The organism is Rubrivivax gelatinosus, from assembly GCF_004340905.1.
Classification (GTDB): domain Bacteria; phylum Pseudomonadota; class Gammaproteobacteria; order Burkholderiales; family Burkholderiaceae_C; genus Rubrivivax; species Rubrivivax gelatinosus.
On the sequence record NZ_SLXD01000001.1, the window covers coordinates 268,144 to 283,318 of the forward strand.

At 69.7% G+C, this 15,175-nt stretch carries 18 protein-coding genes; 9 read left to right on the forward strand and 9 right to left on the reverse strand.

Annotated features, from left to right (window positions below; genetic code table 11):
• The first annotated feature begins 101 nt into the window (after positions 1-101).
• Positions 102-866 carry an SDR family oxidoreductase gene (locus EV684_RS01280; protein ID WP_132644390.1) on the forward strand — a complete coding sequence of 255 codons (765 nt, stop codon included), beginning with the start codon at positions 102-104 and terminating at the stop codon, positions 864-866.
• A gap of 53 nt (positions 867-919) precedes the next feature.
• On the opposite strand, the gene EV684_RS01285 is transcribed toward EV684_RS01280, so the two are convergent.
• The 7 genes from EV684_RS01285 to EV684_RS01315 all read right to left on the reverse strand — a co-directional run bounded on the left by EV684_RS01285 (position 920) and on the right by EV684_RS01315 (position 7,163).
• Positions 920-1,426 carry a hypothetical protein gene (locus EV684_RS01285; protein WP_132644391.1) on the reverse strand — a complete coding sequence of 169 codons (507 nt, stop codon included), beginning with the start codon at positions 1,424-1,426 and terminating at the stop codon, positions 920-922.
• A gap of 3 nt (positions 1,427-1,429) precedes the next feature.
• Entirely contained in the window at positions 1,430-2,035 is a 606-nt protein-coding gene (locus EV684_RS01290; protein WP_132644392.1) for a hypothetical protein, read from the reverse strand.
• 41 nt (positions 2,036-2,076) lie between these two features.
• Entirely contained in the window at positions 2,077-2,937 is an 861-nt protein-coding gene (locus EV684_RS01295; RefSeq protein ID WP_242478664.1) for a DUF4261 domain-containing protein, read from the reverse strand.
• Between the two features lie 82 nt (positions 2,938-3,019).
• A complete protein-coding gene (locus EV684_RS01300; protein ID WP_132644393.1) occupies positions 3,020-3,826 on the reverse strand; it encodes a HEPN domain-containing protein in 807 nt (268 codons plus the stop codon).
• A gap of 243 nt (positions 3,827-4,069) precedes the next feature.
• Complete coding sequence (locus EV684_RS01305; RefSeq protein ID WP_132644394.1) at positions 4,070-4,747, reverse strand: DUF4145 domain-containing protein; 678 nt, start codon at positions 4,745-4,747, stop codon at positions 4,070-4,072.
• 574 nt (positions 4,748-5,321) lie between these two features.
• Positions 5,322-6,416 carry a 4-hydroxyphenylpyruvate dioxygenase gene (hppD, locus tag EV684_RS01310; RefSeq protein WP_132644395.1) on the reverse strand — a complete coding sequence of 365 codons (1,095 nt, stop codon included), beginning with the start codon at positions 6,414-6,416 and terminating at the stop codon, positions 5,322-5,324.
• Positions 6,417-6,731: 315 nt separating this feature from the next.
• Complete coding sequence (locus EV684_RS01315; RefSeq protein WP_132644396.1) at positions 6,732-7,163, reverse strand: TOBE domain-containing protein; 432 nt, start codon at positions 7,161-7,163, stop codon at positions 6,732-6,734.
• Positions 7,164-7,390: 227 nt separating this feature from the next.
• On the opposite strand from EV684_RS01315, the gene EV684_RS01320 reads away from it, so the two are divergent.
• The 8 genes from EV684_RS01320 to modB (EV684_RS01355) are packed head-to-tail and all read left to right on the forward strand — an operon-like array spanning position 7,391 to position 13,544.
• On the forward strand, positions 7,391-8,212 hold the full coding sequence (locus tag EV684_RS01320) for a TOBE domain-containing protein (RefSeq protein ID WP_132644758.1): 822 nt from the start codon (positions 7,391-7,393) through the stop codon (positions 8,210-8,212).
• 44 nt (positions 8,213-8,256) lie between these two features.
• A complete protein-coding gene (gene modA / locus EV684_RS01325; protein ID WP_132644397.1) occupies positions 8,257-9,006 on the forward strand; it encodes a molybdate ABC transporter substrate-binding protein in 750 nt (249 codons plus the stop codon).
• A 22-nt stretch (positions 9,007-9,028) separates the two neighbouring features.
• Complete coding sequence (gene modB, locus EV684_RS01330; protein WP_132644398.1) at positions 9,029-9,706, forward strand: molybdate ABC transporter permease subunit; 678 nt, start codon at positions 9,029-9,031, stop codon at positions 9,704-9,706.
• Positions 9,703-10,830 carry a molybdenum ABC transporter ATP-binding protein gene (gene modC / locus EV684_RS01335; protein ID WP_132644399.1) on the forward strand — a complete coding sequence of 376 codons (1,128 nt, stop codon included), beginning with the start codon at positions 9,703-9,705 and terminating at the stop codon, positions 10,828-10,830. Before modB (EV684_RS01330) ends, modC begins: the two co-directional genes overlap by 4 nt.
• Before the next feature lie 8 nt (positions 10,831-10,838).
• Complete coding sequence (modD, locus tag EV684_RS01340) at positions 10,839-11,696, forward strand: ModD protein (RefSeq protein ID WP_132644400.1); 858 nt, start codon at positions 10,839-10,841, stop codon at positions 11,694-11,696.
• 18 nt (positions 11,697-11,714) lie between these two features.
• Entirely contained in the window at positions 11,715-12,104 is a 390-nt protein-coding gene (locus EV684_RS01345; protein ID WP_132644401.1) for a hypothetical protein, read from the forward strand.
• Positions 12,101-12,850, forward strand: coding sequence for a molybdate ABC transporter substrate-binding protein (modA, locus tag EV684_RS01350; RefSeq protein ID WP_132644402.1), 750 nt, complete (start codon positions 12,101-12,103; stop codon positions 12,848-12,850). Before EV684_RS01345 ends, modA (EV684_RS01350) begins: the two co-directional genes overlap by 4 nt.
• Before the next feature lie 10 nt (positions 12,851-12,860).
• Complete coding sequence (gene modB / locus EV684_RS01355; RefSeq protein WP_132644403.1) at positions 12,861-13,544, forward strand: molybdate ABC transporter permease subunit; 684 nt, start codon at positions 12,861-12,863, stop codon at positions 13,542-13,544.
• A 215-nt stretch (positions 13,545-13,759) separates the two neighbouring features.
• On the opposite strand, the gene EV684_RS01360 is transcribed toward modB (EV684_RS01355), so the two are convergent.
• Complete coding sequence (locus tag EV684_RS01360) at positions 13,760-14,680, reverse strand: ABC transporter ATP-binding protein (RefSeq protein ID WP_132644404.1); 921 nt, start codon at positions 14,678-14,680, stop codon at positions 13,760-13,762.
• Positions 14,677-15,159: a Cd(II)/Pb(II)-responsive transcriptional regulator gene (cadR, locus tag EV684_RS01365; RefSeq protein WP_132644405.1), complete on the reverse strand. Its 483-nt coding sequence runs from the start codon at positions 15,157-15,159 to the stop codon at positions 14,677-14,679. The genes EV684_RS01360 and cadR overlap by 4 nt, the downstream gene beginning before the upstream one ends.
• Positions 15,160-15,175: the final 16 nt, after the last annotated feature.

Here is a 15,175-nt window from a genome sequence, read left to right on the forward strand (position 1 = left end):
GGGGCATCACGGACGGCTCTGCGAATTGCATGTCCGATTCCGGCGCGACACCACGCCGGCCCACGACCAGACTGCAAGCCACTATTTGCAGGAGCAGACCGATGCATGACTTGAACGGCAAGGTGGCGATCGTCGTGGGCGCCAGTTCCGGGATCGGGCGGGCGACGGCGTTGTTGTTCGCGTCCGCCGGGGCGGCCGTCGTCCTGGGTGCACGGCGAAGCCACGAACTGGACGAGGTGGCGAAAGAAATCAGAAGCCGCGGAGGACGCGCCGAGTCTCTCGCCGGCGACGCGAGTGACGAAGGCTTCGCGGAAAGCCTGGTCGCCCTGGCAGAGGAGCGTTTCGGCGGCCTGGACATCGCCTTCAACAACGCCGGCACGCTGGGCGAAATGGGGCCAAGCGACACCGTCTCGGCAGACGGCTGGCGCCAGACCCTCGACACCAACCTGACGAGCGCGTTCTTCGGCGCCAAGCACCAGATCCGCGCGATGAAGCGGCGTGGCGCCGGCAGCATCGTCTTCACGTCGACCTTCGTCGGCCACACCGTCGGTTTCCCGGGCGTCGCCGCTTATGCCGCCAGCAAGGCGGGCATCGTCGGGCTGACCCAGGCGCTGGCCGCTGAACTCGGCCCCATCGGCATCCGCGTCAACGCTCTGCTCCCGGGCGGCACCGACACCGCGATGGGGCGGCAGATGAGTTCGACACCCGAGCAACTGCGCCGGGTCGCCGACCTCCATGCGCTGAAACGACTGGCCAGCCCGGAGGAACTGGCGCAGAGCGCGCTGTTCCTGGCCTCCGATGCGTCGTCGTTCATGACGGGGGCGGCGATGCTGGTGGACGGCGGGGTTTCGATCAACCGGACGTAGGTGCAGCCGGAGCTTCCTGTAGGTTCAACGCCCACGATCCGACGTGTGGGAGCTCACAGCGCACCGGCCTCGGGCATCACCAGCCGGCCGATCGACATCAGGCCCTGGGCGTCGAGTTCGGTGACTTCCGTCCAGCGGCGGCTGCCCGGCGCCGTTTCCACTTCCGGCAGCGGCAAGCCGTGGACGAAGCGGGTCGACGCACCGGACAAGGCGAAGAACCGGCGCGAGCCTGGCGCCAGCTCGACGGCCAGCGGCGGGGCCATCTCCCCGAACACCGGCAGGCCGGCGACGGTGCGCAACCGATGGCGGCCGGGCGGCAGGCTGATCACGGTGTAGGTACCCGAGTCCAGCGTCGCCAGATGGCGATCGCCCTCGTAAACCCGGACGACCTTCGAGTCGTGCGGCGCGCGCAGCAGGTAGACGAGCGCCTGCCCCGGCGGCGCGTCCTGCAGCGGCAGGTCGACCGGCGGCACGTAGGGCTTGAACTCGCTGGCGCAGGACGCCAGGGCGGCGGAACAAACCAACAGCCAATGGCGGCGCGAGAGCGGGCGTTGCGGCATGACTCAATGTCCCCCGGCGTCACGCGACAGGTCGTCGAGGGCCTCGAAGAGCACCTGGTGGATGTCGTCGCCCGCGATGTCGCCGGTGAGGCTTTGACGGGACAGCCCGACAACCGGCACGCCGTCGACCGTCGCTTCGATCCTGGCCGAGACGAGCGAGGACCGCGAGCGCCGCGCGATGTAGTCGATGACGACCGGCGCCAGCAGGCTGCCGACGACGGCCGACTTGCCGGAGCCGGCGGCGTCCACCGGCATCGGCAGCGGCGCCGGGCCCGAGGCGAGACTGCTGTTGCCCGCCGCCGGCTGGAACACCTGGACCTTGAGATCCTTCATTTCGACCCTCTTGCCGGCCAGCGCGGTGCCGGCACGGTCCTCCAGCCAACTGCCGACCAGCACCGACGGCGGCCGCGTGAACGCGTCGTCGCCGAAGAAGACCGTGGTGCCGAGCGTGTCCTGCTCTTGCATCGTGACCGGCCGCAGCTCGCTGCGAGCATCGACGAAGGCGAACGACAGCGCCGTCGCCTCCGGTGGCGCGACCAGGCGGGGACGGGGAGGCGCGGTCTGGCAGCCGGCGATGAGAACGACGAGTGCGAGGAGCAGGCGGGTCATAGCGGGGCGGTGGTGGGATGAGGAACAGGCGGGATGAACTCTCACCGCGCCCCGGCACCAGACGCCTGGGGCCAGGTCACCCGGTAGACGGTCACGCCGTCACGCCAATAGGACGGGCCTTGGTGAACGCGGATGCCGAGGGCGGGCGAATCACCGATGGTCTCGCCGTCCTGGATGACGGGGCCCTTGGAGATCAAGTACTGCGCCATGCCCTGCAGGAGCACGAACACTTCCAGGCCGGGGCGACTGACGTCCTTGGCCTCGATCTCGCGCAGGTCGAACTGCTCCATGCCCTGGGTCGACACCGAGAACCCGCGCTCGGCATCACGGCTGACCCGGAAGTTGATCCACAGCCAGGCCGGCGGCTGGTCGCGGTTGATGGCGGTGCTCTGACGCAGGAAGGCCTCGCGGGACTGGAGGCTCGCGCCCCAGTAGCTCGCGATCGCGTTGCCGTCCATCAGCGAGGCGACCACGTCGGTGAGCAGCAGGGACGCGTCGAGCTTGTCGAGGCCCGTGCCGAGAACGCTGACGGCCACGTGAGCCCGGTGACCGGCCGTGGCCTGGCACGCCTGGCGCCAATACCAGGCGGCAGCACACAGGTCGTCGATCTGGCCCTTGGGCAGCGGCGCGTCGATCAGGCCGACCATGACGGTGCCACCGGCCACGCGCAGCAGGATGACGTCGCGCCCATCGGCCTCCATGTCGGTGATCGCCAGACGCCCGGCCAGACGCTTCTCGACCTGGGCGCGGAACGCCTTCGCCTCGGGCAGCCTGGGTTCCGACAGCAGCACGAAGGACAGGACGTTGGCCTTGCTTGTCTCTGCCGCGCGGGCCGGGAGGAGCGTGAACAGGAGGCAAAGCAGCAAGGCGAAGGTACGCATGGGCATGAGGGTGAGGTTCAACGACCGATGCCGTTTCGCGAGGTTCGATTGCTCGTGCAGACGGCGTTATGGACCCTGTAGAAGGTTTAGACGGCTGGCTGCCTCAAACTGAAAGCCTATAGCGGGAGCTGCATACGGAGGCCAAGTGTTTAACAAGAGACAGCACAAAGGCCTCTGCCTCGCAGTACTCAGATAGTGAGATTTCGACGAGTTTTCGGCCATGCGCGATCGCATTCCTTCTGTCGTACATGCTCTGGTAGTATGAACGAATCTCTGAAGACGTCTTGCCAGAGAAGGACGCTGGATAGCAATCGATCTCAAACACGCTCTTGAAGATCTTTCGTCTCTCAACCGTGTTTTCGGCCGGCTTCCTCAACCAGGACCAAAGAGCCGGCTTTGAGTAGCGGTCATCCTTGTCGGGCGCTTCGGCCGGCACCGACAGATCAGCAGATAATATATCGTCGCCAGGCACATACCCTTTCCCTTCGGGCCGGTAGTGCAGCAGCGTCTTCAGAACATCAATTTCGAATTGCTCCATTGCACCGAGCAAGCGAACGAACGCCGAACTAGTGATGAAGTTGGGCAGCCGCGCCCATCCAATGCTGCTTCTCTCTACTCCAATGTCTTGCTCTGAGAAGCGCGATCTCGCACCGGCCAATTGAACGTCAAGTAGGTCGATGCCATGTTCTCTTACGCTCTCTTCCATTGACCGAACCATATCTAGCCTGCTTCGACCCTCAGCAACGTATGTGACATGAACCGGCTTGACCCCTTGCTCTGAAAGCCACTCATCGTAGAACGATTCGGGCCGCTTGGTCCCTAGGCCAATCGCGCCTCCACGCAAGGTAAAAGCGACAGATTCACGCAGCGCTTCGACATGGCGAAGCGCTGCCCATGAGAGTTTGTCCATGATTTAGATGGAGACTACAAACGTCTAACGAAGCCAGGAGGGTCGGGGCCAGATCTTGCTTTTGCACGCCTCTTCGGCCGTCGGAGGTTTGCCTCGCAAGAGCGGCCTACGTTCGCAGCCTGGGATGCAAAACACAAGACCTGCCCCGAGGCCACACACTGCGCCCGGGCCAACCGGCATCGCGGGAGTGTTATTGCAGACTGCCCTTAGCCTAAGGCGTGAAAGTAGTGCTGCGCTTCAAGTTCAACCCCGCGCAGACAACTTCGCTTTTTCGTCGCGGATTTCCGCCTTTTTTCTGGCCCCCTCGGGGACCATGGAATAAAGCGCCTCCAACTCTCTTGGCTCAGATATCCCCTTTTTGACGACAAAGTTAAGCAATTCAAACATTTTCGAGGCAATGTGATCAAAGTCATCATCGCACATTTCCCCTGGATGAACCGCATTGTTTCCTGTTATTCGCACCGTATCCGCAACCTTAACAACCAAAGGCGGGATGGTATTTTTTGCAGCCAAAGACCTAATGTCTTCATTTATGTTCACCCCCTCCTCGCCCAAATGTCTACACAGCTTCTGCAGACCAAGCCTGAGTAATGCCGCCGCCCCTCTCGGCGACTTTGAGAAAATCCGAGCGGCCTCACAGTAGTCTCTCACCACATCCTCAGGCATATCAACCTCTGGCAGCGGCGCAGTACCGAAGTCCGGATAAACCATCTCACCAGAATTCGGCTTCAAATTGCCATGCACATTCTTTGTGTCATACGCCAACCAAAGGCTCGCTTTTCGGCACCTGGAGCAAGTAGCCTCAAGATATTTAGTTATCGCCTGCCTGTTTACTAGCCAAGCCCAGTCCATGTGCGCGTATGTGCCGCAGAAAGGACAATGAAAAGCTTCAATGGTTATTTCAGGCGCAACATAATTCATTAACACACCTTTGATTCACTGCCTATCGCGACTAAAGATTTTGCATCAGGCTTGATGAAAGGCGCTGCTCCGCCACCAATCGAACCTATACGGCGCGTGCCCGCTTGGCGCGGGCGATAAGCAGTGTCGCGCCGCGGGCGTGATGGCAATGTAAGGTGGCATCCCTACTGCGACAACGACTGCGCAGAGGAGGACGCCAGACTGCGGATGCGGCGTTGCCTTCAATCGACGCGTCACAGCCACGCCGTGGTGACGGTGGCACGTCGAGCGATACTAGTAAGTCGACCAACTGCTCCAACCGCCCGCCTTTGATGAACGAGCGGACATCCCCACCCCACCCCGCCCTGCCGCGGACGCCGGGTGGCCGGTGGAGTGAAGTATTAGGAGGAGGCCCGGCGCAGCCGGGCCGGGGGACATGAACGGAACCGGCCACCCGGTGGCCGCGGCACGCCGCAGTCGGTCGCGGACGAGACGCCAGGAACTCCGCGACTCACGCGAAGAACCGGACAGCCGAACAGGCAGCGCCAGAAGCCAGGGCAGCGCCACCCTCATACGCAAGAAACCAGAAGCGCCCCTACGCCCCCACCTTCAACGCCCCCCGCCGAATCTGATCCCGCTCCAGGCTCTCGAACAGCGCCTTGAAGTTGCCTTCGCCAAACCCCTCCTCGCGACGCCGCTCGATGAACTCGAAGAACACCGGCCCGAGCAGCGTCTCCGAGAAGATCTGCAGCAGCAGCCGCTTGTCGCCGCCCGTTGTCGAACCGTCGACCAGGATGCCGCGCGCCTGCAGCGGCGGCACCTGCAGGCCGTGGCCGGGCAGGCGTTCGTCGAGCATCTGGTAGTAGATGTCGTTGGGCGCCGTCATCAGCGGCACGCCGGCCATCTGCAGCGCGTCGACGGTGGCCACCAGGTCGTCGGTCAGCAGCGCGATGTGCTGGATGCCCTCGCCGCTGAACTTCATCAAGAACTCCTCGATCTGGCCGCTGCCGCCCTTGCCCGACTCCTCGTTCAGCGGAATGCGGATCAGCCCGTCGGGCGCGGTCATCGCGCGGCTCGTCAGGCCCGTGTACTCGCCCTGGATGTCGAAGTAGCGGATCTCGCGGAAGTTGAACAGCCGCTCGTAGAAGCCGCCCCAGAACGCCATGCGCCCGCGGTAGACGTTGTGCGTCAGGTGGTCGATGACGCGCAGGCCGTGGCCCCGCGGGTGGCGTGCCGCCGGGTCGGCATAACCGGGCAGGAACTCGAAGTCGATGTCGTAGATGCTCTTGCCGTCCTCGAAGCGGTCGATCAGGTACAGCGCCGCGCCGCCGATGCCGCGGATGGCCGGCAGGCGCAGCTCCATCGGCCCGGTGGGCACGTCGATCGGCTGCGCGCCCAGCTCCAGCGCACGCGCGTAGGCGTGGTGCGAGTCGCGCACGCGGAAGGCCAGCGCGCAGGCGCAGGGCCCGTGCTCGGCAGCGAAGTAGCCGGCCAGGCTCTTGGGCTCGCGGTTGACGATGAAGTTGATGTCGCCCTGGCGGTACAGGACGACGTCCTTGCTGCGGTGGCGGGCGACGAGCGCGAAGCCCATCTTCTCGAACAGCGGCTCCAGGACGTTCGGCGTCGGCGAGGCGAACTCGACGAACTCGAAGCCCTGCAGCCCCATCGGGTTGGGGAACAGGTCGGGCATGGATGTCTCCGTGGGGAACGGTTGAAAGCGTGCGGCGGGGCTCAGCAGCCCGGCGGCGCGCACGCGATCCCGCGCACGGAGACGGCCAGGTGGCCGCCGAAGGTCATCGCCAGCGCGGCGGCCCGCTCGTGTGCACGGCGACCCCGGCGCGCCAGGGGCGCGCAGCGACGGAGACAGGCGGGGGAGCGGGTGGCGGGCATCGTGCGATGGCAGGGGAACCGCGGCGCGCGCCACCGGCGCGCCGCCTTGCCTGCCGGATGCCAGCCTAAGCCCGGGCCGGGGGCGTCGGCCTCGGGATAAACGCCGGGGCGGCGCTCAGGCCTTCGGTACGCCGAGCACCACGTGCGAAGCCTTGATGACCGCCGTGGCCGCCACGCCCGGCGCCAGGCCCAGATCCTTCACGGCTTCCTTGGTGACGATGGCGGCGATCTGCGCACCGCCCGGAAGCGTGATGACGACCTCGGCGTTCACCGCGCCGGTTTCGACGGCGCTGACGGTGCCGGCCAGCTGGTTGCGCGCCGACAGCTTCAGCTCGCTGTCGCCGGTCATCACGATGACCCAGGGCGCCTTGACCAGTGCCACCACCGGCTTGCCCGGGGCCAGCTCCAGGTCGGTGCAGCTGGCCAGCGTGACGATGGCCGTCAGGTGGTCGCCCGCACCCAGATCGACATGGACTTCGGCATTGACGGCACCGGCCTTGACCGCCGAGACGGTGCCGCGGAGAACGTTGCGAGCGCTGATCTTCATCGTGCTTCCTTTGTGTTGCAGGCTCTGACGGGTTTTTTGTAGTGTTGCCTACATAGAATGTCGGGCACCCGACAGCGTCGGCCCGATGCAGCCCACTCTAAGTGCCACGCCTATGGCGTTGCCACCATAACGATGGCCTCGCACCACGCCGGCATCCGGCGGGCGCGGGACGGCGGCGCTGGCACGGCTTTCGCTATCTACCGCGGTACATATAAATGCCGAAGACGATGGACTCCGACGCCACCCCCCGCTTCGCCGCCCGCATGACGCTGGACACCGACGGCGGCGCCTCGCTGGGCGAGACGCGTGTGCGCCTGCTCGAAGCGATAGCCCGCCACGGCTCGATCAACCAGGCCGCCAAGGCCGTGCCGCTGTCGTACAAGGCTGCCTGGGACGCGATCGACACGCTGAACAATCTGGCGCCGCAGCCGCTGGTCGAGCGCGTCACCGGCGGCCGCCAGGGCGGCGGCACACGCCTCACCGACTACGGCCGGCGCGTCGTCGCGATGTACCGCGCGCTGGAGACCGAATACCAGACGGTGCTCGACCGCGTCGCCGCGCACCTGCCCGAGGCCGGCGCGTCCGACGTGCGCGCCTTCCGCCAGCTGATGCGCCGCGCGTCGATGCGCAGCAGCGCACGCAACCAGTTCCACGGCCGCATCGTCGGCCTGCGCGACGGCCGCGTCGACTACGAGGTGCGCCTGGCGCTGGACGACGCCACCGAGATCGTCGCCGTCATCACCCGTGCCAGCGCCGAGAACCTGGGCCTGGCCATCGGCCAGGAGGTGCTGGCGCTGGTGAAGTCCAGCTCGGTGCTCGTCGCCACCGACCGCGCCATGCGCGTCACCGCGCGCAACCAGCTCTGGGGCGAGGTCTCGGCGGTGCACGCCGGCATCGTCAACGACGAGGTCGTCATCGCCCTGCCGGGTGGCCGCAGCGTGGCCGCCGTCGTCACCCACGGCAGCGTCGAGGCGCTGGGCCTGGTGCCCGGCATGGCCGCCGGCGCGCTGTTCAAGTCCTCGGCGGTGATCCTGGCCACCTACGACTGACGCTTGTCCCGTTCCCCGTCCCCCGTCACACGGAGCTTTCCTGCATGAAGAACCCGATCGCCCTCGCCGCCCTGCTCTTTGCCGCCAGCCTGGCCCATGCCGACGAGGTGCAGGTGGCCGTGGCCGCCAACTTCACCGCCCCGGCGCAGAAGATCGCCGCCCAGTTCGAGAAGGACACCGGCCACGTCGCCAAGCTGAGCTTCGGCGCCACCGGCAAGTTCTACGCGCAGATCACGAACGGCGCGCCGTTCGAGGTGCTGCTCGCGGCAGACGACGAGACCCCGGCCAAGCTGGAGAAGGAAGGCCAGGCCGCGCCGGGCACACGTTTCACCTACGCCATCGGCACGCTGGTGCTGTGGAGCGCGCAGCCGGGTGCCGTCGACGCCCAGGGCGCGGTGCTCAAGAGCGGCCAGTTCGAGCGCCTGTCCATCGCCAACCCCAAGACCGCGCCCTACGGCGCCGCGGCCATCGAGACGATGAAGGCGCTGGGCGTTCTCGACGCCGTCACGCCCAAGCTCGTGCAGGGCGAGAACATCGCCCAGGCCTACCAGTTCGTCGCCACCGGCAATGCGCCGCTGGGCTTCGTCGCGCTGTCGCAGGTCTTCGAGGACGGCGCGCTCAAGAGCGGCTCGGCGTGGATCGTGCCGGCCAAGCTGCACCAGCCGATCCGTCAGGACGCGGTGGTGCTGGCCAAGGGCGCGGCCAACCCGGCGGCCAAGGCCTGGCTGGCGTATCTGAAGAGCGAGAAGGCGCTGGCCATCATCCGCGCCTACGGCTACCAGGTCGCGCCGTAAGCGCGACGCACGGAGCCCACCGATGCCGTTCAGCAGCGAAGACTGGGGCGCGATCCGGCTGACGCTGGAGCTGGCGACGGTCGTCACCGCGCTGCTGCTCGTCATCGGCACGCCGATCGCGTGGTGGCTGGCACGCACGCGGTCTTGGTGGAAAGGCCCGGTCGGCGCCGTCGTCGCGCTGCCGCTGGTGCTGCCGCCGACGGTGCTGGGCTTCTACCTGCTGCTGGCGATGGGGCCGCACGGCCCCGTCGGCGCGTTCACCGAGTGGCTCGGCATCGGCCGGCTGCCGTTCACCTTCGCCGGGCTGGTGGTGGCGTCGGTGTTCTATTCGATGCCTTTCGTCGTGCAGCCGCTGCAGAACGCCTTCGAGGCGCTGGGCGACCGGCCGCTCGAAGCCGCGGCGACGCTGCGCGCCGGGCCGCTGGACACCTTCTTCAGCGTCGTCGTGCCGCTGGCACGGCCGGGTTTCCTCACCGCCTCCATCCTCGGCTTCGCGCACACCGTCGGCGAGTTCGGCGTCGTGCTGATGATCGGCGGCAACATCCCCGAGCAGACGCGTGTCGTCTCGGTGCAGATCTACGACCACGTCGAGGCGATGGAGTACGCCCAGGCCCACGGGCTGGCCGCCGGCATGGTGATCTTCAGCTTCGTCGTGCTGCTCGGGCTGTACACGCTGAACCCGTCGCGGAGGCGGGCATGAACGCCGGCCGGCCCGAAGCGCAGGCGGTCGAACGTGCGGCCGAGCCGCGGGCGGCGATCGAAGCGCGTTTCGACGTCGATTACCCGGGCTTTCGCCTGCAGGCCGACCTGCAGCTGCCGGGCCGCGGCGTCACCGCGCTGTTCGGGCCTTCGGGCTCGGGCAAGACGACGCTGCTGCGTGCCATCGCCGGGCTGGAACGCCACCGCGGCCGGCTCGTCGTCGGCGGCGAGTGCTGGCAGGACGAGACACGCGGCCTCTTCGTGCCGACGCACAAACGCCCGGTCGGCGTCGTCTTCCAGGACGCCAGCCTGTTCGAGCACCTGACGGTGCGCGCCAACCTCGACTTCGGCCGCAAGCGCATCGCGGCGGCCGATCGCCGTGTCGATTTCGACGCCGCCGTCGAGCTGATGGGCATCGGCCACCTGCTGGAACGCCGGCCGGCGCACCTGTCGGGCGGCGAGCGCCAGCGTGTCGCCGTCGCGCGCGCCTTGCTGACCAGCCCGCGCCTGCTGCTGATGGACGAGCCGCTGGCCGCGCTGGACACGGCGCGCAAACGCGAGATCCTGCCCTTCCTCGAGAAGCTGCACGCCGAGCTGGACCTGCCCATCCTCTACGTCAGCCACGCGCCCGACGAGGTGGCGCGGCTGGCCGACCACCTGGTGCTGCTGGACAGCGGCCGCGTCGTCGCGCACGGCCCGCTGGCCGAGCTGATGGCGCGGCTGGACCTGCCCACCGCGCAGGGCGAGGACGCCGGCGTCGTCATCGACGGCCGCGTTGTCGAACACGACGTGCACTACGGCCTGGTGACGATCGCCTTCCCCGGCGGGCGTGTGCAGGTGGCGCACGGGCCCGAGCCCGCCGGCCGGCGGCTGCGGCTGCAGGTGCGCGCGCGCGACGTCAGCGTCGCGCTCTCGCCCTCGGGCGACAGCTCGATCCTCAACCGCGTCGCCGCCACCGTCGTCGCCGAGGCGCCGGCCGACACGCCGGCGCACGTGCTGCTGCGCCTGGACGCCGGCGGCACGCCGCTGGTGGCACGCATCACCCGGCTGTCGCGCGACCAGCTCGGGCTGGTGCCGGGCTGCCCGGTGTGGGCGCAGATCAAGGCCGTCGCGCTCTTGGCTTGAGGACCGCGATGAACACCCTGCCCGACCCCGAACTGCTGGCCCTGCTGCACGACGACGTTCCCTGCGGCGACCTGACGACCGAGGCGCTGGGCCTGGCCGCGGCGGCGCCGGCGCGGCTGGAGTTCCGCGCGCGCGCCGCGATGACGGTCTGCGCGACCGAGGAGGCCGAACGCCTGTTCGTGCTCGCCGGCGCCAGCGCGCGCCGCCTGGTGCCCAGCGGGCGCGCGGTCGCGGCGGGTGAGCGCCTGCTCGCCGCGCAAGGCCCGGTGCCGGCGCTGCACGCGGCCTGGAAGACGGCGCAGACGCTGGTCGAATGGGCCTCGGGCATCGCCACCGCCAGTGCCACGCTGGTGGCCGCGGCGCGCGACAGCGGCCGCGCCGTGCCGGTGGCCTGCACGCGCAAGAACGTGCCGGGCACCAAGTGGCTGTCGGCCAAGGCGGTGCGCGCCGGCGGCGCGACGATGCACCGGCTGGGGCTGTCGGAGACGCTGCTCGTCTTCCCCGAACACCGGCTGTACCTGCGCGAGGCGCCGGCGGCCACGGTGGCGCGGCTGCACGCGGCCGAGCCCGAAAAGACGGTGGTCGTCGAGGTTCGCAGCGTCGACGAGGCGCTGGCCTGGGCCGAAGCCGGCGCCGACGTGCTGCAGCTGGAGAAGTTCAGCCCGGCGCTGGTGGCCGAGTGCCACACGCGGCTGCAGGCGCTGGCGCGGCGCCCGCGGCTGGCCGCAGCCGGCGGCGTCAACGCCACCAACGCCGCGGCCTACGCCGCCGCCGGGGCTGACCTGCTGGTCAGCTCCGCGCCCTACAGCGCGCCGCCCTGCGACGTGCGGGTCGAGTTCCATCCAGGCGACGCCGAGCTCGCCTGAGGCCGAAGGAGGATGCCGATGGCCCGCGACCCCAGCGCCCCGCCGCCGCCCTGCCGCATGGGGCAGCCGCCCACCGACTGGCGGCATCTGCTGCCCGACACGCTGCGCGCCCTGGTGGTGCCGCCGCAGCGCTGCGAACACCACGCCGACGACGAACTGCCGGCCGAACGCACGCTGGGCTACGCCGCCGACGGCACGCCGAGCTTCTGCACCAGCCGCCACCGCCTGGCCGCGCCGGCGTCCGACGACGACGAGGAGTTCGTCGAAACGACTTCGGTCACCGCCTGCACCACCGCCTGGCGGCTGCACGACGGCCGCTGGCTGGTGCACGAGTCGGTGCTGCACTACGGCCGCTGCCCGCCCGAAGAAACCGCGCGCTACTACCTGTCGGAGACGATGCCACGATGAGAATCCCGCTGCCGGCGCGCTGGGGCGCCTTCATGCTGCCGCTGCTCGCGGCCTTCACCTTCGCCGCTGCGGCACGCGCCGAGCCGCCGATCGTCGCCGCCGGCGCCGGCTACAAGCGCCCGGTCACCGAACTCGCCCAGGCCTTCGAGGCGCGCAGCGGGTTCAAGCTCGAAGCCTCGTTCGGCAACATGGCGCAGGTGCTGGCGCTGGCCGCGCAGAGCACGCGTGTCGCGCTGATCCTCGGCGACCAGGCTTTCCTCGACGCCGCGCCGCTGCTGAAGGGCGCGCGCCTCGTGCCGGTCGGCGAAGGCCGGCTGGTGCTGGCCTGGGCCAAGGCCGCGCCGGCACCGGCCAAGGCCGAGGCGCTGGCCGAGCCGGCCTACGCCCGCATCGCGCTGCCCGATCCGACGCACGCCGTCTACGGCAAGGCGGCCACCGAGTTCCTGCAACGCAGCGGCCTGGCCCCGGCGCTGAAGCCGCGGCTGATGACGGTGGCGACGGTGCCGCAGGTCTCGGCTTACCTCGTCAGCGGCGACGTCGACGCCGGCTTCATCAACCTCACGGACGCGCTGGGCATCCGCGAGCGCATCGGCGGCTGGCTGGTGGTCGACGCGGCGCTGTATTCGCCGGTGCACATCGTCGCCGCCGTCGTGCCGGGGCACGAGGGCGACGCCGAGATCCAGGCCTTCGAGGCCTTCCTCGCGACGCCCGAGGCGCAGGCCCTGCTGCGCCGGCACGGGCTCTGACGCCGGCGCCGTGCCGGACGTGTTCGCCGCGCTGGCCGAGCCGGCGCTGCGTTCGGCGCTGGTGCTGTCGGCCCAGGTCGCGGCGCTGACGCTGCTGGTGCACGCGACGCTGGGCACCGCGCTGGCGGCGGCGCTGGCGCGGCGCGGCTGGCGCGGGCGCGCGCTGCTCGACGGGCTGGTGACACTGCCGCTGGTGTTTCCGCCGGTGGCCACCGGCTTTCTGCTGCTGTGGCTGCTGGGCCGCCACGGCGTGGTCGGCGCGCCGCTGCGCGAGCACCTCGGGCTGGACTTCGTGTTCTCGTTTGCCGGCGTGCTGCTGGCCTCGGTGCTGGCCGGGCTGCCGCTGGTCGTCAAGCCGGTGCAGGCGGCGCTGGAGAGTGCCGCGGCACGGCTGGGCGAAGCGGCGCGCACGCTGGGCAAGAACGAGTGGCAGATCCTGCTGCAGGTGCTGCTGCCGGCAACCCGGCGCGCGCTCGCGGCCGGGCTGGCGCTGGGGCTGGCGCGTTCGGTCGGCGAGGTCGGCATCACGCTGATGCTGGGCGGCAACGTCGAGGGCCGCACGACGACGGTCTCGCTGGCGATCTACAACGCCGTGATGGGCGGCGAGTTCGCCCAGGCCGCGCTGCTGTCGGCGCTGCTCGGCGCGGTGGCGCTGGCGGTGTTCGCGGCGCTGCGGCGGCTGGAGGCCTTGTGAAGGCTGGCCGCGAGCCCCTCACCCCGACCCTCTCCCGCAAGCGGGAGAGGGAACAGACAGCGGTGCCGGAACGGGCGCTGCGGGGGTGATCCGCCTGCCGAAGCCGACACCGACCACCGACCGCCGCCGGTGACGTCCCCTCTCCCGCCCCGCGGGAGAGGGAGCTGGCGCTGGTGCCGGCGGGGACGGATGGCACGGGCACCGAGGCCCGGCCGCTACGAGACGCGGCCTGCCGACGACGCGGCTTCGATGCGCGGCGCCGCGGCGCTGACGAGCACCAGGTCACCGACGCGCCAGTCGCCATCGGCGGCAATGCGGCAGCGCTGGCCGGCGGCCTCGACCTCGACGGCGCCGTCGGCATGCCGCGCGAGCACACGCGCCGGCACCCGCAGGCAGCCGTCGTCGGATGGCGGCGCGGCGGGCAGGTCCTGCTGCAGCCGGCCCTGCTCCAGCCGCAGCAGCCGGCCGGCCAGGCGCAGCGCCTCGGCCGGGTCGTGCGTGACCAGCAGCGCCGAAGGCCGGCCGTGGCCCGGGATGTCGCCGCGGCGCAGGCGCAGCAGGCCGTCCTGCAGTTCGTGGCGCAGCGCCGCGTCCAGCGACGACAGCGGTTCGTCGAGCAGCAGCAGCCTCGGCTGCGACGCCAGCGTGCGCGCCAGCGCCAGGCGCTGCTGCTGGCCGCCGGACAGCTGCTCGGGCCGGCGATCGGCCAGCGCCGCCAGCCCGGCCCAGTCCAGCCAGTCGCCGGCCAGGCGCCTGGGTGCGCCGGGCCGCAAGGCGAACTCGACGTTGCGCCGCGCCGTCATCTGCGGGAACAGCGCATGGTCCTGGAAGACGAAACCGACACGGCGATGGCGCGTCGGCACGAAGACGCCGCGTGCGGCGTCGGACCAGCATTCGTCGCCCCAGTCGACCCGCCCGGCCTCGGGCCGCGCCAGCCCGGCGACCAGCCGCAGCAGCGTCGTCTTGCCGGCACCCGACGGCCCCAGCAGCGCCGCCCATTCGCCGGGCGCCAGGCGCAGCGCGACGTCCAGCCGCATCGGCCCGTGGGCCGAGGCCAGCGGCATCGCGACCTGGAGCTGCAGCGCACGCGGCGTTTCGTCGTCGTCGGCCGCTTGCGGCCGGGGCCAGAGTCTCATGCGCGGGAGCGTTGCACGCGCCGTGCCGGGGCGTGTGTCGCCGCGTGTTCGTGCACGCCGCCGGTGTGCGGCGCGGCCTCGGGCAGCGCGCCGTGGCCCAGGCTGGCGAGGATGCCGCAGGCCGCGCCATCGCCCGGCGTGCCGCAGCGTGCACGCAGCGTGCGCAGCGAGGCTTCCAGCGCGCGCAGTTCCTCGATGCGGTGCACGACGTGGCCGATGTGTTCGTCGAGCAGCGCATTGACGCCGCTGCAGTCGGCCGGCGGCGCGTCGCGGAAGGCGAGCAGCGCACGCACCTCGTCCAGCGACATGTCCAGCGCGCGGCACTGACGGATGAAGGCCAGGCGCTCCAGCTCGGCCTCGCCGTAGACGCGGTAGTTGCCGCCCGAACGCGGCGGCGCCGGCAGCAGGCCTTCGCGTTCGTAGTAGCGGATCGTTTCGACCGGCGTGCCGCAGGCCGCCGCGAGTTCACCGATGCGCATCACCGTTCCTCCGTCG